Origin of the sequence: Streptomyces tibetensis (assembly GCF_007655005.1) — a bacterium.
In the GTDB taxonomy this organism is placed as follows: domain Bacteria; phylum Actinomycetota; class Actinomycetes; order Streptomycetales; family Streptomycetaceae; genus Streptomyces; species Streptomyces tibetensis.
The window spans coordinates 384,228-407,755 of record NZ_SZVW01000005.1; the positions used below are offsets into that span (position 1 = coordinate 384,228).

Sequence of the window (23,528 nt, forward strand, 5' to 3'; positions counted from 1 at the left end):
GGTGGCCCTGGCTCGCCACCGCGGCCGACCCCGCCCGTAGCGGGCGACGGCGGGTGCCCTCAGAGCTCCAGCGCCCGCCCCAGCGCCTCCAGAAAGGCGTCGGTCGTCCTGCGGTCCCGTACCGCCAGTCGCAGCCACTCCTCGTCCAGTCCGGGGAAGGTGTCCCCGCGGCGCACGGCCCAGCCGAGGTCGCGCAGGCGTCGGCGGACGGTGGACGCCCGGGGCAGGCGGACAAGGACGAACGGGCCCTGTGCGGGGCCGGCGACCCGCAGCCCGGCCGGGCCGAAGCGGGCGAGGCCGGTCAGCAGATGAGTGCGGTCCGCGGCGATGCGGTGCGCCGCGTGGGCCGCCTCCGCCACCGCCCGCGGCCCCACGCACGCCTCGGCCGCGGCCAGCGCCGGGGTCGACACCGGCCACAGCGGCTGTGCCCGCTCGAGGTCCTCGATCGTCTCCGGCGCCGCCAGCACGTACCCGATCCGCAGCCCGGCCAGCCCCCACGTCTTGGTCAGGCTGCGCAGCACCACGAGGCCGGGCACGTCGACTCGGCCGGCCAGGGCCTCGCGCTCGCCCGGCACCGCGTCCATGAACGCCTCGTCCACCACCAGCACCCGCCCGGGCCGGGCGAGTCCTGCGATCGCGTCCGCCGGGTGCAGCACCGACGTCGGGTTCGTCGGGTTGCCGATCACCACCAGGTCCGCGTCCTCGGGCACGGCCGCCGCTTCCAGCCGGAAGCCGTCCGTCTCCCGCAGGAGCACCCGGCCGACCGTGTGCCCCGCGTCCCGCAGCGCCGCCTCCGGCTCCGTGAACTGGGGATGCACGACGACCGGCCGCCGCACCTTCAGTGCCCGCGCCAGCAGCACGAACGCCTCCGCCGCCCCGGCCGTCAGCAGCACCCGCTCCACCGGCAGCCCGTGCCGCGCGGCCACCGCCGCCCGCGCGGCCCGCCCGTCCGGGTAGGCCGCGAGCCCGCCCAGCGAGGCGGCGATGTGCTCCCGCAGCCACACCGGAGGCGTGTCCGCGCGGACGTTCACGGCGAGGTCGACGAGCGAACCGCCGTCGTCCCGGACCTCCGCGTCCCCGTGGTGACGCAGATCGTGGCCGTTGTCAGTGCGCATGCGAGTGAGCGCCGTGGTGGTGCCCGTGACCGTGCCCGTGGTGGTGGTCGTCGTCGTCCGGGTGGAAGTGCGGCTGCTGCGGCATGCCCACCTTGTCCTCGAAGCCCGGCAGCGCGATGCGGTACACGCACGAGTCGCAGTTCATCCGCAGATCGCCCTTGACGGCCTCCTCGTACCGCTCCCACACCAGATCCAGCAGCTCCGGCTCCGGCCCGATGACGTCGGCCGACAGCACCTCCACCTCCGGGTGCGCGGCCGCCCAGCCCTCCGTCTGGTGCCGCACCCTCTCCGGCAGGATGCCCGTGAACAGGAAGTAGGGCAGGACCACGATCCGGCGGGCGCCCAGCCGGACGCAGCGGTCCAGCCCGCTCGGCACGTCGGGCGCCGCCAGCGACACGAACGCCGTCTCGACGCCCGCGTAGCCGCGCCCCTCCCACAGCAGCCGGGCCGCCTTGTGCACCTCGGCGTTGGCGTCCGGGTCCGTGGACCCGCGCCCCACCAGCAGCACCGTCACGTCGGCCCGGTCGCCGGGCGTGCGGCCCGCCGACCCCAGGGCCTCGTCCAGCCGCCGCTCCAGCACGTTCAGCAGCGCCGGGTGCGGGCCGAGCGGACGCCCGTACGTGTACGAGATGCCGGGGTGCCGCTCCTTCTCGCGGGCCAGGGCCGCCGGGATGTCGCCCTTGGCGTGCCCGGCGGACACCAGCATCAGCGGGACGGCTGCGAAACGTCGCACGCCCTGCTCGACCAGCTCGGTGACGGCCTCGCCCAGCGGCGGCGGGGACAGCTCGATGAAGCCGCCCGCGACGGGCAGTTCGGGGTGCCGGGCCCCCAGCTGCCGTACGAAGTCGCGGAACGCCTCGGCTCCGGCGTCGTCCCGGGTGCCGTGGCCGGCGATGAGCAGGGCGGGCGGGGTGGTCACAGTTTCTCCTCGGCGGAAGTGGGGTGGTACAGCAGGGCGTTGAGCGCGGCGGCGGCGACCGCCGACCCGCCCTTCTCGGACACGTTGCTCACGGCGGGCAGGCCGCTCTCGCGCAGCGCGGCCTTCGATTCGACGGCTCCGACGAAACCGACGGGCAGTCCGATGACGAGCGCGGGATCGGCGTCGAGCGTCAGCAGCTCCTCCAGCGCGGTCGGCGCGTTGCCGATCACCCAGAGAGCGCCGGGCCCGACCTGCTCGTAGGCGAGCCGGATGGCGTGCGCGGACCGGGTCAGGCCGGGACCGGCCTGGGCGTCCTTCAGGCGGCAGACGGTCTCGCGCCGGGTGATGCCTGCGCCGACCATCGCCACGTCAACGACCACGGGCGCCCCGGCGTGCAGCGCCGCGTGCGCCTTCTCCAGGTCCGCCTCGTCCATGACGAGGTCGCCGGCGTAGTCGAGGTCGGCGGCGGAGTGGACGACCCGCTCCACGACCGCCCGGGTCAGCGGCGGGAAGTGGGAGGTGTCCAGCCGGGCGCGCAGGCGCCGGTAGGACTCCTCCTCGATCGGATGAACGACGCGGTTCACTCGGCGCCCCCCTGCGCTGCCTGCCAGCGGTAGCCGCGCGGCGTCACCATGCGGCCCGCGATGTCCCGGGTCGCCGTGTTGCCCACGGTCACGACCGTCATCATGTCGACCGTGGCCGGGTCGAGCGCGCCCAGGGTGGTGAGCCGGCTGGACTCGTCCGGCCGCGAGGCGTTGCGCACGACACCGACCGGCGTCTGCGGTGTCCGGTGCTCGGCGAGGATGCCCAGCGCCTTGGGGAGCTGCCAGTCACGGCCGCGCGAACGGGGGTTGTAGAAGGTGACCACGATGTCCGCCTCGGCCGCCGCCCGCACCCGCCGCTCGATGACCTCCCACGGCGTGTGCAGGTCGGACAGGCTGATCGACACGTGGTCGTGGCCCAGCGGGGCGCCCAGGATCGCACCGGCCGCGAGCGCCGCCGTCACCCCGGGCACACCGACCACGTCGATGTCGTCGGAGGCCTCGGCCAGCGCGGGCGAGGCCATGGCGTAGACGCCCGCGTCCCCGCTGCCGATCAGCGCGACGGCCTGCCCCTTGCGGGCCTCCTCGACCGCCGTGCGCGCCCGCTCCTCCTCGGCCCCGAGCCCCGACTCCAGGATCCGGGTGCCGGGCCGCAGCAGATCACGGATCTGGTCGACGTACTGGTCGAGCCCCACGAGCACGGAAGCGCGCCGAAGTTCGGCCTTCGCGCGGGGCGTGAGCAGGTCCCGCGCGCCGGGCCCGAGCCCGACCACCGCGAGCCGCCCGCGCCCCGGCCGCCGTACGACGGCACAGGTCGCCATCGCCGGGCTGGCGGCCGACTTCCGCTTGGGGACGAGGAGTTCACCCCCGCCGACGAGCGCGGCGGCCTCCGCCACGGACGGGGTGCCGACGGCCGCGAGCGGCGCGTCGGACGGATTGGGCACGTCGACCCCGGCCAGGTCCTCGGCGGAGTAGGTCACCAGCGGCACCCCGAGCCGCCGCGCGGCCTCGACGATGCCGGCCTCCTCGGCCTTGGCGTCGACGGTGGCGAGTTCGGCGACGGACGCCACCGACAGCCCGGCCTCCCGCAGGGCGTCCCCGACCAGCCCGAGGACCTCCTCCACGGGGGCGCCCTTCGACGCCCCGACCCCGACGACCAGGGTCGGCGGACGCAGCACGGCCTCGCGCTCGGCCGCCGCCACGAGCCGGTCGGTGAGCCGGATCGTGTACGGCCCCTCCTGCGTCACCGGCAGCGGCGGCAGCGGCCAGGCCACCTCGGCCCGCAGCGCCACCGCCTCGCCGTCCAGCAGCGCCCGCGACACCCCGGCGACATCGCCCTCCACGGGCAGACCGAGGGTGTCCAGACCCGCCAGGTCCACGGCGTCCGTGGCCGTCGTCACGACCGGCTCGGAACCCAGCAGGTCACCCACCTCACGGGCCAGTTCGTTGGCTCCGCCCGCGTGCCCGCCCAGCAGGGACACGGCGAACCGCCCGCCCTCGTCGACGCACACCACGCCCGGGTCCTCGGTCTTGCCGGACAGCAGCGGTGCCACCAGCCGCACCACCGCGCCCGTCGCCAGGAAGCACACGAGCTGCTCGCACTGCGCGAACGCGGTCCGTACGGCGTCCCCGACGGGACCCTCGTACACCCGGGTGCGGTCCGGCCACGCGGCGGCCAGCCGGTCCCGGGCAGCCGCTCCCGCCGCCGTGGCGGAAATGAGGCCGATCACTGAGCGACTCCTTCTTCGACAGCTGCCGGAGGCCGGACGCCCCACAGCAGGAAAACGGGGTTGGTCGCCGCGAGCCGGGTCACGTCCCCGGGCAGCGGCGCGAGCCGCGACGACTGCAACAGCACGCCGTCGCAGGAGAGACCGGCACTCGTCAGGGCCTCGCGTGCGGCCGGCACCCGGTCGAGCGCCGCCATCGCGACGACCACCGTGCGCCGGGCCCGCCGCGCGCACGCGGCGACGATCGCGGGCAGTTCGCGCCCGCCACCCCCCACGAACACGGCGTCGGGTTCCTCGGCGAGATCCGCCAGCGCGTCCGGTGCCGCGCCCCGCACCACGTTCACGTCCACACCGTGCGCGGCGGCGTTGGCCCGGACCCGTTCCACCCCGTCCGCGGCCTTCTCCACGGCGGTCACGGCCGCACCCAGCCGCGCGCACTCCACGGCCACGGACCCCGAGCCCGCGCCCACGTCCCACACCAGGTCACCCGGGCGGGGCCCCAACCGGGCCAGGGCCAGCGCCCGCACCTCGAACTTGGTGATCATCGAGTCCCGGTGGGCGAACTCCGCCTCGTCCAGAGCCCATCCGGCGGGCCGCTCACCGGGCCCCGCGACTGTCCGCACGGGGCCGAGCGAGCGCGCCTCATCCAGGCACAGCACCACGTTCACCGCCGTGCCCCAGTCCCGGGCGGCGGCCTCGGCGGGCGTCACCCGCTCCACGCGCTCCGCGTCCGAGCCGATCCCGGACGCGACGACCAGCACCCTCGCGGCGTCCCGCAACGCGGCACCCAGCTCCGCCGGACCCGCGCCCGGACCGGTCAGCACGGCCGTCTTCGCCTGCGCCCGGCACACGTTGACGGCCGTCCGCAGCTCCCGCCCGTGGGCGCTCACCACCACGGCGTCGTCCCACGGCAGCCCGATCCGCGCGAAGGCGGCCGCGACGGACGACACCCCGGGCCGCACATCCAGCCGCTCCGGCCCGAACCGCTCCGCCAGCACCCGCACGATCCCGAAGAACCCGGGGTCGCCGGAGGCCAGCACCAGAACGGGACGGTCCTTCGCGACGTACTCGCCGATGGTGTCCAGGGCCGGCGCGAGGGGCCCGAGCACGACCCGCTCCGCCGTCTCGGGCAACCGGGCGGCGTCGAGATGCCGCCGCCCGCCCACGACCAGCTCGGCACCGGCGAGGACGTCGTCGGAAGGCGCCGCCCCCGTCCCCGTGCCGACCACCGTGATCACGTACTCGCCCCCCGCTCGCGCAGCGCCCTGCGGGCCTCCGGGTCGGCCTTGCGGTAGCCGTGGAAGTGACCCGGGTGGTACAGGTGCGAGCGCGTGCCGTGCGCGTCGAGCGCCGGGCCGACCAGGAACAGGGTGTGCTTCCAGAGCTTGTGCTCCTTGACCGTCTCCTCCAGCGTGCCGATCGTGCACTTCACGATCAGCTCCTCCGGCCAGGTCGCCTGGTACGCCACCACGACGGGCGTCGTCGTCGGGTAGCCGCCCTCCAGCAGCTCCCGCACGAGCTGCCCGCTGCGGGCGGCGGAGAGGAACACGGCCATGGTCGTGCCGTGCTTGGCGAACTCCCGGACCTCCTCCCCGGGCGGCATGGGCGTCTTGCCGCCGCCGAGCCGGGTCAGCACGACCGACTGCGCGACCTCCGGGATGGTCAGCTCGCGCTGCGCGAGCGCCGCGACGGCCGAGAAGGAGGACACCCCGGGCACGATCTCGGTCGCGATGCCGACCTCGGCACAGCGGTCGACCTGCTCCTGCGTGCCGCCCCACAGGGCCGGGTCGCCGGAATGGATCCTGGCGACCTTCAGCCCCTCGTCGCGGGCCCGCTCGTACACGGCGACGACGTCCTCCAGGGACATGGTCGCCGAGTCGAGGATCTCCGCGTCCTCGCGGGCGTGTTCGAGGACCTCCTCCTGGACCAGGCTGGCCGCCCAGATCACGACGTCGGCCTCGGCGATGGCGCGCGCGGCGCGGAACGTCAGCAGGTCGGCGGCGCCGGGGCCGGCACCGACGAAGGTCACTTTGCCGGCGGGGGCGTCGGCCATGGGTGGGGTCCTCTCGTACAGGGGGTGGAACGGGGGTGGGGCGAGGGGGCGGGGCGCGTCAGAGCTTTCCGCCGCGTCCGCCGTCACGCCGGGCGGGTGCGATGAGCGTCGACAGATAGGGCAGGGGCGTGTCGTCGAGCTCGGCGGCCCGGCGTACGGACTCCTCCGGCAGGCCGAGCGCCGACCCCCAGACGGCGTCGCCGAGCCGCCCGGTCTCGCGCAGCGCCTCGGCGACCTCGTGCGCCTGCCGCCCGAACTTGTAGGCGACCACGGTCCCGGGCCCGGCCAACGCGTCCTTCAGCACGGCCGATCCGGCGGTGACGGGCACGAGCGTGAGCGGCTCGGTCCCCTCGGTCAGTACGGCACCCGACCGGGCGGCGAGGTCCTGCATGGCGGTGATGCCGGGCACCGTCTCGACGACGGTCCCCGGCACGAGCTCGGCGACGGTCTGCGCGAGGTAGGTGAACGTCGAGTAGACGTTGGGGTCGCCGATGGTCGCGAAGGCCACCGACGGGTGCCGCCGCAGCAACTCGGCGACCCGCTCGCCGGCCGCGTCCCAGGCTGCCTCGCGCCGCTCCCGGTCGCTGCGCTCGTTCAGCGCGAACACGACCCGGACGACCTTCTCCTCGGGCACGTAGTGCAACACGGTCGCCTCGGCCCGCCCGCGCTCCCCGCCGTCCTTTCCGTCGGGCGCGGCCATCACGGGCACCACCACGACCTCGGCCTCCCGCAGGGCGTTGACGCCCTTGACGGTCACCAGTTCCGGATCCCCGGGCCCGACCCCGACTCCGACCAGCCTGCTGCTCATGACGTCCGGCACCTCTCCACGAACCGACGGGCGACACCGGGCTCGGACGCCCAGTGCGTGTGCAGATAGCTCGCGTGCACACCGCGCTGTACAAAACCTTCGACCCGCGGCCGGGGCCCTCGGATCCCCCAGGCGGGCTCCGCCCCCGAGCCGGGCTCCACGACGGTCCGGTGGAACTCGTGCCCCCGCATCCGCGTCCCGGCCGCCGCGAGCACACTGTCGCCCACGGCCACGGCGTCCCGGTAGCCCAGCGTGAGCCGCTCGGTCATCCGCGCCCGGGCATCCAGCACCCCGCACATCGGCAGCCCGTCCAGCTCCCGGGACAGATACAGCAGCCCCGCGCACTCGGCGGCGACGGGAGCGCCGCTCGCCGCGAGTTCGGCAACGGCCTTGCGCAGGGGTTCGTTGGCGGACAGCTCGGCGGCGTACACCTCGGGGAACCCGCCCCCGATCACCAGCCCGGCGGTCCCCTCGGGCAGTTCCTCGTCCCGCAGCGGATCGAAGGTGACGACCTCGGCACCGGCGGCGGCGAGGAGTTCGGTGTGTTCGGCGTAGGAGAAGGTGAAGGCCTCCCCGCCGGCAACAGCGACAACCAGCCTGTCCGGCGTTCGAGGACGAGGCCGTTCAGGCCGACCGGGGGTCCGGGGGGCGGAGCCCTCCGGTGGGGTCGAAGGGGCGGAGCCCCTGGAGGACGGGAAGGGCAGGGGCGGCGGGGGCGAGGAAACGGCCTCGGCCGCATCCCAGGCCGGCCCTGGCAACGCACCCGCACTGCGTGCCAGCCCGGCCAACGCGTCCAGATCACAACCGTCGGAGACCTGCGCCCCCATCGCCGCCACGGCCTCCACCGCGGCAGCGCGCCGCTCGGCGACCGGCACCAGCCCCAGATGCCGTGACGGCGTGTCCACCTGCGGCACCCGCCGCAACACCCCCAGCACCGGCACCCCGGCCTGCTCCAACGCCTCCCGCAACAGCTCCTCGTGCCGGTCCGAGGCGACCTTGTTCAGGATCACGCCCCCGACCCGCACCTCCGGGTCCCAGGAGACGAACCCGTGCACCAGCGCCGCCACCGACCGGGACTGCGACGACGCGTCCACGACCAGCACCACCGGCGCCCGCAGCAGCTTGGCGACATGCGCCGTGGAGGCGAGCTCACCCTCGCCCGCGGCCCCGTCGTACAGCCCCATCACGCCCTCGACGACGGCGATGTCACACCCTCGCGCCCCGTGCAGGAACAGCGGCCCGACCAGCTCGGGCCCGCACAGGTACGCGTCGAGGTTCCGTCCCACCCGCCCGGTCGCGAGCGCGTGGTACCCGGGGTCGATGTAGTCCGGCCCGACCTTGTGCGGGGACACGGCGAGCCCCCGCGCGGCGAACGCGGCCATCAACCCCGTGGCGACGGTGGTCTTGCCGCTGCCCGAGGAGGGCGCGGCGATGACCAGCCGTGGGACGGAAGCACTCACCACTCGATGCCCCTCTGGCCCTTCTGCCCCACGTCCATGGGGTGCTTGACCTTGGACATGTCGGTCACGAGGTCGGCGAAGTCCACGAGCTTCTCCGGCGCGTTCCGACCGGTGACGACGACGTGCTGGGTCCCGGGCCGGTCCCGCAGCACGGAGATCACCTCGTCCGTGTCGACCCAGCCCCAGTGCATCGGGTAGGCGAACTCATCGAGCACGTACAGCTTGTACGTCTCGGCCGCCAGGTCCCGCTTGACCTGCTCCCAGCCCTCCCGGGCCTTCTCCTCGTTGTCCATCTGCTGATCGCGCTGCACCCACGACCAGCCCTCGCCCATCTTGTGCCAGTCGACGGACCCGCCCTCACCGGAGGCGCCGAGCACCCGCAGCGCGTTCTCCTCGCCGACCTTCCACTTCGCCGACTTGACGAACTGGAACACCCCGATCGGCCACCCCTGGTTCCAGGCCCGCAGCGCGAGCCCGAAGGCGGCGGTGGACTTGCCCTTGCCGACGCCCGTGTGCACCACGACCAGCGGCCGGTTCCGGCGCTGGCGTGTCGTCAGCCCGTCGTCCGGCACCACACTCGGCTGTCCCTGCGGCATTACGCGGCCCTCCTCTGCACGTCCTTCACGAGCCCGGCGATGCTGTCCGCCCGAAGCTCGTCCAATGTCACTGCCGTGCCACCCAGTTCACCGGCGAGCTGACCGGCGAGCCCCAGCCGCACCGGCCCCGACTCGCAGTCCACGACGACCGAGGCCACCCCGTCGGCAGCGAACAGCCGCGCCGCCCGCCCGGCCAGGGCGACCGGCTCCGGGCCACCCGTGGCCCGCCCGTCCGTCACCAGCACGACCAGCGGCCGCCGCGCGGGATCGCGCAGCCGCTCCACGCGCAGCACGTCGTGCGCGCGCAACAGCCCCGCGGCGAGCGGCGTACGCCCGCCCGTCGGCAGCGTCTCCAGCCGGGCCGCCGCCGCGTCCACGGACGAGGTCGGCGGCAGCGCGACGTCCGCGGCCGTGCCGCGGAAGGTCACCAGGCCCACCTTGTCGCGCCGCTGGTAGGCGTCCAGCAGCAGCGACAGCACGGCGCCCTTCACGGCGCTCATCCGCTGCCGTGCCGCCATCGACCCGGAGGCGTCGACGACGAACAGCACGAGGTTGCCCTCGCGCCCCTCGCGGGTGGCCTGCCGCAGGTCGTCCCGGCGCACGACCAGGCCCGGCCCGGACCGTCCGCGTGCCCGCTGGTGCGGGGCCGCGGCCTGCACGGTCGCCGCCAGGTGCAGCTTGGTGAGTGCGCCCCGGGGCCGCCGGGCCCCGGTCGTCCGCCCGTGCTCGGTCCGCGCCCGGGACCGCCGCCCGGCGGCCCCCTCGCCGATGCCGGGCACGCTCAGCACCTTGGTGCGGAACGGCTCCGACGCCCGTGCGGCCGACTGCTCGCCGGCGCCCGAGGGCTGCGGCTGCCCGTCCTCGCCGGCCTCGGGCCGGGCCGCGGCGTCGTCGCCGCCCTGGGGCGCGTCGTCGGGTTCCGGCTGTCCGCCGCCGCCCCCGCCGGGCCCGTCCGGGCCGGGGTCCGGATCCGGGTCGTCGTCGTCCGAGCCGCCGAACTCCTCCAGGGTCTCGTCGAGCTTGTCCTCGTCGAGCCCCGGCGCGTCGAAGGGGTTGCGCCGCCGCCGGTGCGGCAGCGCGAGCAGCGCCGCCTGGCGGACGTCCTCGGCGAGCACGTCCGTGCGCCCGGCCCAGGCGGCCAGCGCGGTGGCGGTCCGCGCCATCACGATGTCGGCGCGCATGCCGTCGACCTCGAACGCCGCACAGGTCGCCGCGATCTGCCGCAGCGCCCCGTCGCCCAGCCGCACGGACGGCAGCAGCTCCCGCGCGGCGACGATCCGGGCCCGGACGGCGGCCTCCTCCTCTGCCCAGCGCGCGGCGAACCCGGTCGGGTCGTCGTCGTAGGCCAGGCGCCGCCTGACGACCTCCACCCGCTGGTCCGGCTCCCGCGAGGCCGCGACCTCCACGGTCAGACCGAACCGGTCGAGCAGCTGCGGCCGCAGCTCGCCCTCCTCGGGGTTCATGGTGCCGACGAGCAGGAAACGGGCGGCGTGCCGCACCGAGACGCCCTCGCGCTCGACGTACGAGGCGCCCATCGCGGCCGCGTCCAGCAGCAGGTCGACCAGGTGGTCGTGGAGGAGGTTGACCTCGTCGACGTAGAGGATCCCGCGGTGCGCGTCGGCCAGCAGGCCCGGCTCGAAGGCCTTCACGCCCTCCGACAGGGCCCGCTCGATGTCCAGTGCGCCGACCAGCCGGTCCTCGGAGGCGCCGACGGGCAGTTCGACCATGCGCGCGGCCCGGGTCTCGAACGCCCCCGGCTCGTGCGGCCCGTCCGGGCAGCCGGGGTCGGGGGAGCCGGGGTCGCAGGAGAAGCGGCAGCCGGAGACGACGTCCAGCGTGGGCATGAGCGCCGACAGCGCCCGCACGGCCGTCGACTTGGCCGTGCCCTTCTCGCCGCGCACCAGCACACCGCCGACCGCCGGGGACACGGCGTTCAGCAGCAGCGCGAGCCGCAGGTCGTCCTGGCCGACGACGGCCGTGAACGGAAAGGGGGTGGTCACTTCTCGTCGCCCTCCAGGTCGCCTTCGAGTTCCAGATAGGTGGCGCGCAGCCGCTCAAGCGTCTCCGCGTCCGGTTCGGCCCACAGTCCGCGCTCTGCGGCCTCCAGCAGCCGTTCGGTGATGCCGCGCAGCGCCCAGGGGTTGGACTTCTTCATGAAGTCCCGGTTCTCCGGGTCGAAGACGTACTCCGCGCTGAGCTTCTCGTACATCCAGTCGTCCACGACCCCGGCCGTGGCGTCGTACCCGAACAGGTAGTCCACGGTCGCCGCCATCTCGAAGGCGCCCTTGTAGCCGTGCCGCCGCATGGCCGCCATCCAGCGCGGGTTGACCACCCGGGCGCGGAAGACGCGGTGCGTCTCCTCGCCGAGCGTGCGGGTCTTCACCTGGTCCGGGGTGGCCGAGTCGCCGACGTACGCCTCGGGGCTCGCGCCCGTCAGGTGCCGCACCATGGCGACCATGCCGCCGTGGTACTGGAAGTAGTCGTCGGCGTCGACCAGGTCGTGCTCACGGGTGTCGACGTTCTTCGCGGCGACGGCGATCCGCTTGAACGCCGTCTCCATGTCCCCGCGCGCGGCCCGCCCGTCGAGTCCCCGCCCGTAGGCGTAGCCGCCCCATACCGCGTACACCTCGGCGAGGTCCGCGTCGGAGCGCCAGTTGCGGGCGTCGATCAGTGGCAGCAGACCGGCCCCGTACGCGCCCGGCTTGGAGCCGAAGATGCGGGCCGTGGCCCGGCGGCGGTCGCCGTGCTCGGCGGTGTCCTGGTCGGCGTGGGCCCGGACGAAGTTGGACTCCGCGGGCTCGTCCAGCTCGGCCACCGTGCGGACGGCGTCGTCGATCAGGCCCACGACGTGCGGGAAGGCGTCCCGGAAGAAGCCCGAGATGCGGACCGTCACGTCGATGCGCGGCCGGCCGAGCTCCGCCGGCGGGACCACCTCGAACCCGGTCACGCGCCGCGAGGCGTCGTCCCACACCGGCCGGCAGCCCAGCAGCGCAAGGATCTCGGCGATGTCGTCGCCCTGGGTGCGCATCGCCGAGGTGCCCCACACCGTCAGGCCGACGGACGTCGGGTACTCCCCGGTGTCCTGGAGGTACCGCTGCACCAGCGAGTCCGCGAGCGACTGCCCGACCTCCCAGCTCAGCCGGGACGGAATGGCCTTGGGGTCGACGGAGTAGAAGTTCCGGCCCGTCGGCAGGACGTTGACGAGCCCGCGGGTCGGCGAACCGGAGGGGCCCGCCGGGACGTAACCGCCCCGCAGCGCCCGCAGGATGTGCCCGATCTCGTCGGTGGTCTTCTCCAGCCGGGGCACGACCTCCGTGCAGGCGAACTCCAGCACGGCGACGGCCTCGGGCAGTTCGGTGCCGAGGACCTCCCGGACCAGCGGCGCGCTCTCGGCGACCGCCCAGCCGCGCTCCTCCATGCCCTCCGCGATCCGCCGGCACAGCTGCTCCAGCAGGTCGATCGCGTCGGCGGCGCTGCGGGCCGGTCCGTCCACCAGGTCCGTCAGCTCGACGGGCACCTTCACCGGGGCGCCCGGCTCGGCGAGCAGCTCCTTCTCCACCAGCCCGAAGTGCTGAGCCAGCGACGCCCGCAGCCCCGGCAGCGCGTTGGCCTGCCCGCCCCACACCTGCGAGGCGCGCAGCACGGCGAGCACCAGGTTGACGCGCGGCTCACCGACCGGACCGCCGCCCAGGATGTGCAGTCCGTCGCGGATCTGCACGTCCTTGATCTCGCACAGATAGCCGTCGATGTGCATGACGAACTCGTCGAACGCCGCGTCGTCCGGCTGCTCGTCGACGTGCAGGTCGTGGTGGAGCTCGGCGGCCTTGACCAGCGTCCAGATCTGGGCGCGCACGGTCGGGGCCTTCGTCGGATCCAGGTCGGAGACGAGCGCGTACTCGTCGAGGAGCTGCTCCAGCTTGGCCAGGTCGCCGTAGGTGTCGGCACGGGCCATCGGCGGCACGAGGTGGTCGACGACCGTGGCGTGGCCGCGCCGCTTGGCCTGGGTGCCCTCGCCCGGGTCGTTGACGATGAACGGGTAGATCAGCGGCAGGTCGCCGAGGACCGCGTCCGGGGCGCAGCCCCCGCTGAGCCCGAGGCCCTTGCCCGGCAGCCACTCCATGGTGCCGTGCTTGCCCATGTGCACGATGGCGTCGGCGCCGAAGCTGTTCTCCAGCCAGCGGTAGGCCGCCATGTAGTGGTGGGACGGCGGCATGTCCGGGTCGTGGTAGATCGCGATCGGGTTCTCGCCGAAACCGCGCGGCGGCTGGATCATCACCACGACGTTCCCGAACTGGAGCGACGCCAGCACGATGTCGTCGCCGTCGACGTAGAGGCCGCCCGGCGGCTCGCCCCACGCCTCGGTCATGGCGTCCTTCAGCTCCGGGTCGAGCTTGTCGAACCAGGCCCGGTAGTCGGCCAGTGGCACCCGCGCGGGCGCGGCGGCCAGCTGCTCCTCCGTCAGCCACTCCACGTCGTGCCCGCCGGCGTTGATGAGCCGGTGGATCAGCTCGTCACCCTCGTCCGGATGCCCCTCGACGACGTACCCGGCGTCCCGCAGCGCGTCCAGCACCCGCACCGCCGAGGCGGGGGTGTCGAGCCCGACCGCGTTGCCGACCCGCGAGTGCTTGGTCGGGTACGCGGTGAAGACCAGCGCCAGCTTCTTCTCGGCGTTCTCCTTGTGCCGCAGCCGCGCGTGCCGTACGGCGATGCCGGCGACACGCCCCGCACGCTCCGGGTCGGCGACGTACACCGGCACGTCGTCCGGGCCCTGCTCCTTGAAGGAGAACGGCACGGTGATGAGCCGTCCGTCGAACTCCGGGATGGCCACCTGCATCGCGGCGTCCATGGGGGACAGGGCGGCGTCCGAGTCCGCCCAGGCCTGCCGCGAGGACGTCAGGCACAGGCCCTGCAGCACGGGGATGTCCAGCTCGGCGAGAGCGCCGATGTCCCAGGCCTCCTCGTCACCGCCCGCCGAGGCCTGCGAGGCGTGGGTACCGCCCGCGGCGAGGACGGTGGCGACCAGGGTGTCCGCCTGCCCGAGGATCTCGTACAGCCCCTCGTCCGCCCCGCGCAGCGAACCGCAGTACACGGGCAGCGCGTTGGCGCCCCGCGCCTCGATCGCGTCGCACAGGGTGTCCACGAAGGCGGTGTTGCCGCTCAGCTCATGAGCCCGATAGAAGAGCACGCCGACGGTCGGACGGCCCTCCACCCGGGCACGCTCGCCGTGGACGCCGTACTCGGGCATCTTCCGCGGCTCGACGAACCCCTCACCCGTCAGCAGCACGGTGTCGGAGAGGAACCGGGCGAGTTCGGTGAGGTTGTCCGGCCCGCCCTCCACGAGGTACTTCAGCGCCTCGGCCACGACACCGGCCGGCACGGACGACTCGGCCATCAACTCCGCGTCCGGTACGGCCTCGCCGCCCAGCAGCACGGTCGGGATGCCGGAGGCCTTCAGCGCGGCGAGACCGTCCTCCCAGGCCCGCTTGCCGCCGAGCAGCCGGACGACGGCGATACCGGCTCCGTCCAGCAGGGCCGGAAGCTCCTCCCGGACGTCCACGCGGGTCGGGTTGCCGATCCGGTAGTCGGCACCGGAGGCGGCCCGGGCCGCCAGCAGGTCCGTGTCGGCGGTCGACAACAACAACACTGTGCTCATGCGGGTGCTCCCGGTGGAATGAAGGGCAGTCCTTGCGGCGCGCCGGACTCGATGAGCCGCCACAGCGCGTCGGTGTCCGCGTGCTGTTCGATCAGGTCGCCGAGCCGGTCGAGCTGCTCCTCGCGCAGCGCGGCGAACGAGGTGTCCGGCGCGGGCACGAAGCGGCGGCCCGCGGCGGCGGCCACCTCGCGCAGGAAGGCCCGCCGGAAGCCGTCCGACTCCAGCGAGCCGTGCCAATGCGTGCCCCAGGTCTGGCCGACCCGGCAGCCGTCCAGGAAGGGAGTCCCTCCCGTGACGTCGGCGACACCGTGGTGGATCTCGTAGCCCTCGACGTGCTCCCCGAGGGCCTTTCCGGACGGCCGGGTGAGGGTCTTCTCGCGGGCGAACCGCACCCGCACGGGCAGGATCCCGAGCCCGTCGACGTGTCCTCGGCGGCTCTCGACGTCGTCCTCGATGTGCGCGCCGAGGATCTGGAAACCGCCGCAGATGCCGAGGACGGGCCGCTGCTCGGCGGCCCTGCGGACCAGGGCCTCGGCCAGCCCGCGTTCCCGCAGCCACTCCAGCGCCCGGACCGTGCCCCGGGTGCCGGGCACGATGACGAGGTCGGCGTCGGACAGTTCCTCCGGCCGGTCCACGAACCGCACCACGACGCCCGGTTCGGCGGCCAGGGCGTCCACGTCGGTGAAGTTGGACATCAGCGGCACGGCGCAGACCGCGACGCGCAGCACGTCCTCGCCGACGGGCGGGGCGACGACGGACTCCCGGACGGCTCCGCGCATCGATACCCGCAGCCCGTCCTCCTCGTCGATGCCGAGCCCGTGCCGGAACGGCAGCACGCCGTAGGTACGCCGTCCCGTCAGCCCGTGCAGCATGTCCAGGCCCGGTTCCAGCAGGGAGACGTCCCCGCGGAACTTGTTGACGAGGAACCCGGCGACGCAACGCTGGTCCTCCGGCGACAGCAGCGCCACCGTCCCGAAGAACGAGGCGAACACCCCGCCCCGGTCGATGTCGCCGACGACGAGCACGGGCAGCCCGGCGTTCCGGGCGATCCCCATGTTCACGATGTCCGTCCGCCGCAGATTGATCTCGGCGGGAGAGCCGGCCCCCTCACAGATCACCGCGTCATACGTGCCCCGCAACTGCTCCAGGCAGTCCAGCACCGTCCCGAGCAGCCGCTGTTGCCGACCACCGTGGTAGCCGCGCGCACTCATCTCCCCGACCGGCTTGCCCAGTAGCACGACCTGACTGCTCTGCTCGCCACCGGGCTTGAGCAGCACCGGATTCATCAGCGCGGTCGGCTCGACCCGGCAGGCCTGCGCCTGCATGGCCTGCGCCCGCCCGATCTCGGCCCCTGCCGTGGTCACGAAGGAGTTCAGGGACATGTTCTGCGCCTTGAAGGGCGCGACCTTGACGCCTTGGCGCACCAGCCACCGGCAGATCCCGGCGGTCACGACGCTCTTGCCGGCATCGCTGGTCGTCCCGGCGACGAGAAGCCCACCGCTCATGTCATTTCCCCCTCTTCAGCGACTGCGCGCCCTTGAGCGACGGCGCACTCCCGAGCGACCGGACGCTCCTGGACAACCGCGCACTCGTCAGCAACCGCGCGCCCGCGCACACCCCGAGCGCGAGCCAGGTGACGCGCTTCGACAGCCGCACGGCCCGTTCGACGTCCCGCGTGCCGACGGCCCGCCCCTGCGTGTTCAGCACGGGCCGGTGCTCCACCCGCCCGCCGTAGGAGAGCGTCCCGCCGAGCCGCACCCCCAGCGCCCCCGCGAACGAGGCCTCCACGGGCCCGGCGTTGGGGCTCGGATGCTTGGCCGCATCGGCCCGCCAGGCCCGCACGGCTCCCCGCGGGTCCGGCCCGGCCAGGGTGGCGAGCACGGCGGTCAGCCGCGCTCCCGGCCACCCGGCGAGGTCGTCCAGCCGCGCGGAGGCCCACCCGTAGCGGCGGTAGCGGGCCGACTTGTGCCCGACCATGGCGTCCAGGGTGTTGACGGCCCGGAACCCGAGCAGCCCCGGCACTCCTCCGACGGCCCCCCACACCAGCGCCCCCACCACCGCGTCGGAGGTGTTCTCGGCGACGGACTCGACCACGGCCCGGGCCATGCCGTCGGCGTCGAGGGCCTGCGGATCCCGGCCGCACAGATGCGGCAGCCGGGCCCGGGCCGCCTCGACGTCCCCGGCCTCCAGCGCACGGCCGATGGTCCGTGCCTCCCGGGCGAGTGAAGTCCCCCCGACGACGGCCCAGGTGGCGGCTCCGGTCAGCGCGACGGACGCGACGGGGGACGTCCGCACGGCACGCGCGGCGAGGCACCCCACGGCGACGGCTCCTCCGGCGCACACGGCGGTGTGCAGCGCGCCCCACCCGCGGTGGTCCCGCCACAGCACCTGTTCCACGGCACCCGCGGCCCGTCCGAACGCGGCGACCGGATGCCCCCGGCGAGGATCACCGAGCAGCAGGTCACCGATCAGACCGGCGGCGGCGCCGTACGCGAAGACGCGACCGGCACCCATGGGCTCAGCCGGCCAGGAGGGCGGGCAGGGGTGGGGTGTTGAACCTCGATCGGCAGCCGCGCATGGCGATATGTGTCCTCACTCAGGGTGTCCACGCCCTGGTTCGACGAGACCGGCGGTGAGAGTTCCTGGCTCCCGGGGATTGCTACCCCGGTGACAGTGGCGGGACCGCGCCGGACTCGCACCGGCTTCCTCTCCTGCCGCCGTACTGGCCCCGGCAGTCCACCATGGCCGGGAACCGCCGTCAACTTGCCGTTGACCTGCGCGGGGAGAGTGTGGACAACCCCACATCGTCCCTGCCCCCACACGACGACCGGGCGGCACGGGAGCGAAGTCCCGTGCCGCCCGGTGGACACGACGTACGGTCGATCGGGCCCTCAGGCCACGATCAGATAGATCCCGTACCCCACGGCCGCCGCACACGCCGCGAAGCACGCGTACGCGCCGGTGACCGCGAGTCCCGCGGACCCGCCCTGCGCCACCGCCCGTTCGCGGCGCGACAGGCCGGTGATGCCGAGGGTGAACAGGCCGACGAGGGCCACGGTGACCACGAGGCTGACGCCGAAGACGGAGCCGAGGGCCGCCCAGTCGATCTTCATATCGGAGACTCTTCCTTGTAACCGGTGGCGGGTCAGACCGCGGTGGGCGTGGTCGGCGTTCGCTCGGCGGTGGCCTGCGACGGGAATGAGGGGACCGGGCCCTCCGACGCCGTGGCCGTGCCACCCGCCGGGGGCGGCGTGACCGCGGCCATCGCCGTGGTCACCACTCCGGCCGGCTCCGCCTCCGCGGGGTCCTCGGTGTCGCAGACGTTGGTGTGGTCGACGACCTCACGCCGCGAGAGCTTCCAGATCGCCGCGCTGGAGGCGACGAGGAAGATTGCCACCACGGCGGTGCCCCAGCTGCCGAAGCCGGTGACGTACTCGGCGAGAGCGCCCACCAGGGCCGCCGCCGGCAGCGTCAGACCCCAGGCGACGAACATCCGTGTCGCGGTGGACCAGCGGACCACGCCGCCCTTGCGGCCGAGCCCGGCACCCATCACCGAACCGGACACGGAGTGCGTCGTGGAGAGGGAGAAACCGAGGTGCGAGGAGGCCAGGATGACCGTGGCCGCGGAGGTCTGGGCGGCGAAGCCCTGCTGCGGCTGGAGGTCGGTCAGTCCCTTGCCCATGGTGCGGATGATGCGCCAGCCGCCCAGGTAGGTGCCGAGCGCGATGGCGAGACCCGCCGAGAGGATGACCCACATGGGCGGGTCGGAGTCGGGCGCGACGGCACCGCCGGCGACCAGGGCGAGGGTGATGACACCCATGGTCTTCTGCGCGTCGTTGGTGCCGTGGGCCAGGGAGACCAGGCCCGCGGAGGCGATCTGGCCGGCCCGGTAGCCCTTCTTGGACGCCTTGCCGTCGGCCTTGCTGCCGAGGGAGTAGGTCAGCCGCGTGGCGAGCATCGCCGCGATGCCCGCGACCAGCGGGGCGGCGATCGCCGGGAGCAGCACCTTGGTGACCAGCACGTCCCCGTGCACCGCGCCGACGCCCGCCGAGGCGATCGTGGCGCCGATCAGACCGCCCATGAGGGCGTGGGAGGAGCTGGAGGGCAGACCGACCAGCCAGGTCAGCAGGTTCCAGAGGATCGCGCCGACCAGGGCGGCGAAGATGACCTCGGGACGGATGCCGGCCTCGTCGACGAGGCCTTTGGAGATCGTGTTGGCGACTTCGACGGACAGGAAGGCGCCGACCAGGTTGAGGACCGCGGACATGGCCACCGCAACCTTGGGCCTCATGGCGCCCGTGGAAATGGTTGTGGCCATCGCGTTCGCGGTGTCGTGGAAACCGTTCGTGAAATCGAACGCGAGTGCGGTTACCACCACAATCGCGAGGATCAGCGAGAAGCTTTCCATTTACCCAGGCAATCGTTCGAGGTTGTTGGCTCGATGAACGTAGGGAACCTGGGTGAACGGAAGATGAACTGGGAGGGGCGCAGGGGTGACCGCAACGGGGGGTCGGTATTCCGCCCGGGTACGGCGTCCCGGTGCCCCGGCGCCCGGCCGCCGGGGGCGCACCGCTTCAGCCGGTCGAGTGACCCGTCGAGGGGGTTCCGGTCACCCGGCGGGGTGCCGCCGCCGTTGTGTACGAAGTGCCCCCGCTTCTGCGGCGCTTCGAAGCGCCGCCTGGCAGGATCGCGGCATGGCTGAGCAGCGAGACGACGAGCGGCGCACGGCGGACCTACAGCGGCGCACGGCGGACGTCCGGGGGAGTGCGGCGGACGCACGGGGTAGTGCGGCGGGTGCGGGGGAGCCGCGCCGTGGGACCGCGCGCCGCGAGGAGGCCCGCGCCTGGGACGACCTCGTCACGACGGCCCGCCGGACGGTCTCGGACGGACTCGTCGTGGGCACGTCCGGCAACGTCTCGGTGCGCGTCGGGGACACCGTCCTGGTCACGCCGTCCGGCGTCCCCTACGACCGGCTGACGCCGGACGACGTGACCGGCGTCGACCTCGACGGCCGGCAGGTCCTCGGCACCCTCGTCCCGACCAGCGAGCTGCCCATGCACCTCGCCGTGTACCGCACGACCGGCGCGCTGGCCGTCGTCCACACCCACGCCGTGCACGCCACGGCCGTCTCGACGCTCGTGACCGAGCTCCCGTTGATCCACTACATGGCCGCCGCGCTCGGCGGCCCCGTCCGGGTCGCCCCCTACGCCCCCTACGGCAGCGACGAGTTGGCCGAGAACATGCTCCGCGCCCTCACCGGCCGCTCCGGCTGCCTGCTCCAGAACCACGGCACCCTCACCCACGGCAGCACCCTCGCCCAGGCCTACGACCGCACCGCCCAGCTGGAGTGGATGTGCCGCCTGTGGCTCACCGCCTCCTCGGTGCCCGGCCTGACCCCGAGCCTGCTGTCCCGGGAGCAGCTGACGGAGGTGGAGGAGCGCCTGCGCGGCTACGGCCAGCGCGGCTGAGCCGTCCGCACGACCGCCGCGGTGCTCACCTCAGCCTCCCTCCCGCTTGGTCGCCCGCGCCGTGAGCCGGGACGGCGGGGATCACTCCCCGGCTCCTTCCGGACTGGTCCCGCGCTGTGAGCCGGGACGGCGGGGATCACTCCCCGGCTCCTTCCGGACTGGTCCCGCGCCGTGAGCCGGGACGGCGGGGCTCACTCCCCGGCTCCTTCCGGACTGGTCCCGCGCCGTGAGCCGGGACGGCGGGGCTCACTCCCCGGCTCCCTCCCACTGGTCGCCCACGCCGTCCGCCGGGACACTGGAGCCGTGCGCACTGTCAAAGCGACGGCCGCAGCCGTCACCGCCGTGATCGGGGCCGGTGCCGCCGCGGTGGCCGCCGGCCGGCTCGCCAGCGACGCCGCGCTCAAGGCGCCCCCCGGCAGGCCCCTGCCCACCGAACCCCGGCTCACCGTGCACGGCACCGCCGCCGGGCAGATCAGCCTCACCCGGGACCTCGCCGCCCTGCGCCCCGGCCGTTACGGCCTCTCCGGCGACGGCTCCCACGCCGTCGTCGGCCCCGTCCTGACCGGCGCCCAGCACCCCGCCGACACCGTCGTGCGCCGCCTGGAGAGCGTCACGCACGGCACGCTGAGCTCCGGGGACAAGGTCTGGCTCACGCCGAACGTGTACGTCGGCGACCCCGGCTCCGCCCTCGGACTCGAACACGCCGACGTCGACGTCCCCGGCGAACTCGGCGCCCTGCCCGCGTGGTTCGTGCCGGGCAAGCGCACCACCTGGGTGATCGCCGTGCACGGCCTGGGCACCACCCGGGAACTCGCCCTGAACGTCATGGGGTTCCTGCACCGCAGCCACTTCCCGGTGCTCGCCCTCGCCTACCGCGGCGACCTGGGCGCACCGCGCCCGCCCGACGGCCTGAACCACCTCGGCGAGACCGAGTGGCGCGACCTCGACGCGGCCATCCGCTACGCCGTGCGCTACGGAGCCCGGCAGGTCGTCCTGCTCGGCTGGTCCACCGGCGCCACCATGGCCCTGCACGCCGCCGCGCACTCGGGGCTGCGCGACCGCGTCGCCGGGCTCGTCCTGGACTCCCCGGTGCTCGACTGGGAGACCACCCTGCGCGCCCTCGCCTCGGCCCGCCGCACCCCGGGCCCACTGCTGCCCCTCGCGGTCCGCGCCGCCCAGGGCCGCACCGGCCTGACCGGCGACCGCGTCGCGGGCACGGTCCCGACCGACGGGCTGCGCGTCCCGGCGCTCGTGCTCCACGGACCGGACGACACCGTCGCCCCCTGGCAGCCGTCGCGCCGGCTCGCCGACGCCCGCCCCGACCTGGTCGCCCTCCGCACCGTCGCCGGCGCCCCCCACGGCGCCATGTGGAACGCCGACCCGGAAGGCTACGAGGAGGCGCTCCGGCGCTTCCTGACGCCCCTTGTCTGACCCCTCTCCGGCCCACCCGCCGCCGCGCCTCTCCCGGCGGTCCCTCACACACCCCCCGTTCACGCCCCCTTCGCCCCGTCGCAACCACGTCTCTTCCCGTTCCCCACGGACCGGTCGCCACGATTCCGTTTAGCGTCGTACCACTGGCCGGTTCCCGGCCCTCGACCACTCCCGCGAGCCGGTGCGTTGGCCATCCCCGTCGCCCGCCGTGACATTCCGTTTGGGTTTTCGGACCGTCAACCGGAAGACTGCCCCCGTGACGTCCCGTATCCCGCGCGACTCCAGGCTCCGACTCGTCCGCCCGCGACCCCTGGCCGCCGCACCCCCAGCGATGAACCAGCGGCGCTCGCGCCGCCCCGCGCCGCGCCCCCCGGAGGGCACCCCGGCACCGGCGGAGCTGGCCAGAATGGCTCGCTCAGGTCTTGCCGACGCGGCCCGTGTCGCCCGCTGGGCGGACGCCGCGCTCGGCCCCGGCCGGGACAGCGCCACCGACGACGGCAAGGCCACCCTCTCCGACGCGACCGCCGAACGGGCCGCCCGTGATCTGGGCCTGACCCCGGCTCAGGTCAGAGCCGACTGGGACACCGCCCGCCTCGCCGGCCTCGTCGAGGTGCACGGCGACAGCGCCCGCCCCGGCTGGCGGCTGCGCGCCTGGGACCGCGACGACAGTGCCGTGCTGCGCGGCTGGGTCGCGCTCTTCGACGCCTGGTCGCTCGCCCACCCGGAGCCCGCGGAGCACGAGCCCGCCGCCGTCGCCGAGGTCGTCTCGGCCATGCCGCAGGCGCTCTCCTTCCTCCAGCTGTCCGCCGGGCCCGTCCCCGTGGAGCAGCTCCTCGACCTCCTGGAGCAGCGGGTCACCGAGCTGCGGACCGCCCGCTGCGAGATCCCTTACGGCCCCCAGCCCGAGCCGTCGGCCGAACCGGAGCCCACCGACGCCCCCCTCGCCCCGCTGCTCGACTGGGCCCTGCGCGCCCTCGCCTCCGTCGGCGCCCTCACCTACGGCGACGGCCAGGCCACCCTCACCCCCCTCGGCAGCTGGGCCGTCTGGGTCAAGCTGGAGCAGATCTGCGTCGCCGCGCAGAGCCCCGCCGGGAACATCGAGCAGGCCGCCGACGACATGCTCCGCGGCTGCGCCCAGCTGCGGCCGAACGCGGCCCGCGCCGAGTACCGCGCCTGGCTCGCCGCCCGCCCGGTCGGCAGCGCCGTCACCGAACTCCTCGGTGCCGCCCGCGGCGAGGACGCCCTGCTGCGCGGCCTCGCCTTCGAGGCGCTGCGCGTGGTCGGCGCCCCCGCCGAGCCGGACGTCCGCGGCGTGCTGGACGAGCCCACCCTCAGGCCGTACGCGCTGCTGTGGCTGGCCGAGCACGACGGCGCCGACCCCGAGGACGCCCACGAGGTCCTCACCCGCGAGGAGGCGACCTGGCTGTGGGTGGACACCGCCGCCGCCGTCGCCGACCACGGTGAGGCGCCGCTGCTGGTGCGCCATCTGGAGTCGGCGGTGCAGCCGACCATCCCGAGGCTCCTGGACGAGGTACGCGCGGTGGGGCACCCGCGCACCGTGCAGGTGCTGGTCGCCCTCGCCGCCGCACACCCCGACCCGGCCCTGGCCAAGGCGGTCCGCAGGGCCGCCTTCCAGGTACACACCGGCGGCAGCTAGGGCCCGTCGTTCGGATCAGGCCGCAGGGAATCGACGGTGCCTCTCGACGCCGCGGATGCGCGTGCCGGCCCCGCGTCTGCGACCTGATCCGAACGACAG

Annotated in this window: 18 protein-coding genes and 1 riboswitch; of the genes, 3 read left to right on the forward strand and 15 right to left on the reverse strand. The window is 74.4% G+C overall.

Annotation, left to right across the window (positions count from 1 at the left end; genetic code table 11):
• Positions 1–59 precede the first annotated feature (59 nt).
• The 15 genes from cobC to FDO69_RS11185 all read right to left on the reverse strand — a co-directional run bounded on the left by cobC (position 60) and on the right by FDO69_RS11185 (position 19,281).
• Entirely contained in the window at positions 60–1,115 is a 1,056-nt protein-coding gene (gene cobC / locus FDO69_RS11115) for an Rv2231c family histidinol phosphate aminotransferase CobC (RefSeq protein WP_104779596.1), read from the reverse strand.
• Positions 1,105–2,034 (reverse strand): sirohydrochlorin chelatase, encoded by a 930-nt coding sequence (locus FDO69_RS11120; RefSeq protein ID WP_104779597.1) that lies wholly within the window; start codon positions 2,032–2,034, stop codon positions 1,105–1,107. Before FDO69_RS11120 ends, cobC begins: the two co-directional genes overlap by 11 nt.
• Positions 2,031–2,618: a precorrin-8X methylmutase gene (locus FDO69_RS11125; protein WP_104779598.1), complete on the reverse strand. Its 588-nt coding sequence runs from the start codon at positions 2,616–2,618 to the stop codon at positions 2,031–2,033. The genes FDO69_RS11120 and FDO69_RS11125 overlap by 4 nt, the downstream gene beginning before the upstream one ends.
• The gene (gene cobJ, locus FDO69_RS11130) at positions 2,615–4,306 is read right to left on the reverse strand and encodes a precorrin-3B C(17)-methyltransferase (protein WP_104779599.1); all 1,692 of its coding nucleotides are present in this window, start codon (positions 4,304–4,306) and stop codon (positions 2,615–2,617) included. Before cobJ ends, FDO69_RS11125 begins: the two co-directional genes overlap by 4 nt.
• A complete protein-coding gene (gene cbiE / locus FDO69_RS11135; RefSeq protein ID WP_167526567.1) occupies positions 4,303–5,541 on the reverse strand; it encodes a precorrin-6y C5,15-methyltransferase (decarboxylating) subunit CbiE in 1,239 nt (412 codons plus the stop codon). Before cbiE ends, cobJ begins: the two co-directional genes overlap by 4 nt.
• Positions 5,538–6,356, reverse strand: a complete 819-nt coding sequence (gene cobM / locus FDO69_RS11140) for a precorrin-4 C(11)-methyltransferase (protein WP_104779600.1) — start codon at positions 6,354–6,356, stop codon at positions 5,538–5,540. The genes cbiE and cobM overlap by 4 nt, the downstream gene beginning before the upstream one ends.
• Before the next feature lie 58 nt (positions 6,357–6,414).
• Positions 6,415–7,164 (reverse strand): precorrin-2 C(20)-methyltransferase, encoded by a 750-nt coding sequence (cobI, locus tag FDO69_RS11145; protein ID WP_104779678.1) that lies wholly within the window; start codon positions 7,162–7,164, stop codon positions 6,415–6,417.
• Positions 7,161–8,624, reverse strand: coding sequence for a cobyrinic acid a,c-diamide synthase CobB (locus FDO69_RS11150; protein WP_167526568.1), 1,464 nt, complete (start codon positions 8,622–8,624; stop codon positions 7,161–7,163). Before FDO69_RS11150 ends, cobI begins: the two co-directional genes overlap by 4 nt.
• Entirely contained in the window at positions 8,621–9,220 is a 600-nt protein-coding gene (cobO, locus tag FDO69_RS11155; RefSeq protein WP_104779602.1) for a cob(I)yrinic acid a,c-diamide adenosyltransferase, read from the reverse strand. The genes FDO69_RS11150 and cobO overlap by 4 nt, the downstream gene beginning before the upstream one ends.
• Positions 9,220–11,220 (reverse strand): putative cobaltochelatase, encoded by a 2,001-nt coding sequence (locus FDO69_RS11160; RefSeq protein WP_104779603.1) that lies wholly within the window; start codon positions 11,218–11,220, stop codon positions 9,220–9,222. The genes cobO and FDO69_RS11160 overlap by 1 nt, the downstream gene beginning before the upstream one ends.
• The gene (cobN, locus tag FDO69_RS11165; RefSeq protein ID WP_104779604.1) at positions 11,217–14,873 is read right to left on the reverse strand and encodes a cobaltochelatase subunit CobN; all 3,657 of its coding nucleotides are present in this window, start codon (positions 14,871–14,873) and stop codon (positions 11,217–11,219) included. Before cobN ends, FDO69_RS11160 begins: the two co-directional genes overlap by 4 nt.
• Positions 14,870–16,378 (reverse strand): cobyric acid synthase, encoded by a 1,509-nt coding sequence (locus tag FDO69_RS11170; RefSeq protein WP_104779605.1) that lies wholly within the window; start codon positions 16,376–16,378, stop codon positions 14,870–14,872. Before FDO69_RS11170 ends, cobN begins: the two co-directional genes overlap by 4 nt.
• Position 16,379: 1 nt before the next feature.
• The gene (locus FDO69_RS11175) at positions 16,380–17,387 is read right to left on the reverse strand and encodes a cobalamin biosynthesis protein (RefSeq protein ID WP_104779606.1); all 1,008 of its coding nucleotides are present in this window, start codon (positions 17,385–17,387) and stop codon (positions 16,380–16,382) included.
• 100 nt (positions 17,388–17,487) lie between these two features.
• A riboswitch (cobalamin riboswitch) is annotated at positions 17,488–17,645 on the reverse strand.
• Between the two features lie 119 nt (positions 17,646–17,764).
• On the reverse strand, positions 17,765–17,986 hold the full coding sequence (locus FDO69_RS11180; protein WP_059422310.1) for a hypothetical protein: 222 nt from the start codon (positions 17,984–17,986) through the stop codon (positions 17,765–17,767).
• Positions 17,987–18,018: 32 nt separating this feature from the next.
• Positions 18,019–19,281, reverse strand: a complete 1,263-nt coding sequence (locus FDO69_RS11185; RefSeq protein WP_104779607.1) for an inorganic phosphate transporter — start codon at positions 19,279–19,281, stop codon at positions 18,019–18,021.
• A gap of 286 nt (positions 19,282–19,567) precedes the next feature.
• Here FDO69_RS11185 and FDO69_RS11190 point away from each other — a divergent pair, with 286 nt between their 5' ends.
• The 3 genes from FDO69_RS11190 (at position 19,568) to FDO69_RS11200 (ending at position 23,429) form a co-directional block, all read left to right on the forward strand.
• A complete protein-coding gene (locus FDO69_RS11190; RefSeq protein ID WP_234387895.1) occupies positions 19,568–20,341 on the forward strand; it encodes a class II aldolase/adducin family protein in 774 nt (257 codons plus the stop codon).
• Between the two features lie 303 nt (positions 20,342–20,644).
• The gene (locus FDO69_RS11195) at positions 20,645–21,772 is read left to right on the forward strand and encodes an alpha/beta hydrolase (RefSeq protein ID WP_104779608.1); all 1,128 of its coding nucleotides are present in this window, start codon (positions 20,645–20,647) and stop codon (positions 21,770–21,772) included.
• Between the two features lie 256 nt (positions 21,773–22,028).
• Positions 22,029–23,429 (forward strand): hypothetical protein, encoded by a 1,401-nt coding sequence (locus FDO69_RS11200; protein WP_170320865.1) that lies wholly within the window; start codon positions 22,029–22,031, stop codon positions 23,427–23,429.
• Positions 23,430–23,528 lie beyond the last annotated feature (99 nt).

Excerpts from the sequence above, each read along its gene's own strand:
- FDO69_RS11185 (WP_104779607.1), bottom strand. The coding sequence starts at position 19,281 with ATGGAAAGCTTCTCGCTGATCCTCGCGATTGTGGTGGTAACCGCACTC.
- FDO69_RS11170 (WP_104779605.1), bottom strand. The coding sequence starts at position 16,378 with ATGAGCGGTGGGCTTCTCGTCGCCGGGACGACCAGCGATGCCGGCAAG.
- cobO (WP_104779602.1), bottom strand. The coding sequence starts at position 9,220 with ATGCCGCAGGGACAGCCGAGTGTGGTGCCGGACGACGGGCTGACGACA.
- FDO69_RS11180 (WP_059422310.1), bottom strand. The coding sequence starts at position 17,986 with ATGAAGATCGACTGGGCGGCCCTCGGCTCCGTCTTCGGCGTCAGCCTC.
- cobI (WP_104779678.1), bottom strand. The coding sequence starts at position 7,164 with ATGAGCAGCAGGCTGGTCGGAGTCGGGGTCGGGCCCGGGGATCCGGAA.
- cobM (WP_104779600.1), bottom strand. The coding sequence starts at position 6,356 with ATGGCCGACGCCCCCGCCGGCAAAGTGACCTTCGTCGGTGCCGGCCCC.
- FDO69_RS11190 (WP_234387895.1), top strand. The coding sequence starts at position 19,568 with ATGGCTGAGCAGCGAGACGACGAGCGGCGCACGGCGGACCTACAGCGG.
- cobC (WP_104779596.1), bottom strand. The coding sequence starts at position 1,115 with ATGCGCACTGACAACGGCCACGATCTGCGTCACCACGGGGACGCGGAG.
- FDO69_RS11175 (WP_104779606.1), bottom strand. The coding sequence starts at position 17,387 with ATGGGTGCCGGTCGCGTCTTCGCGTACGGCGCCGCCGCCGGTCTGATC.
- cobN (WP_104779604.1), bottom strand. The coding sequence starts at position 14,873 with ATGAGCACAGTGTTGTTGTTGTCGACCGCCGACACGGACCTGCTGGCG.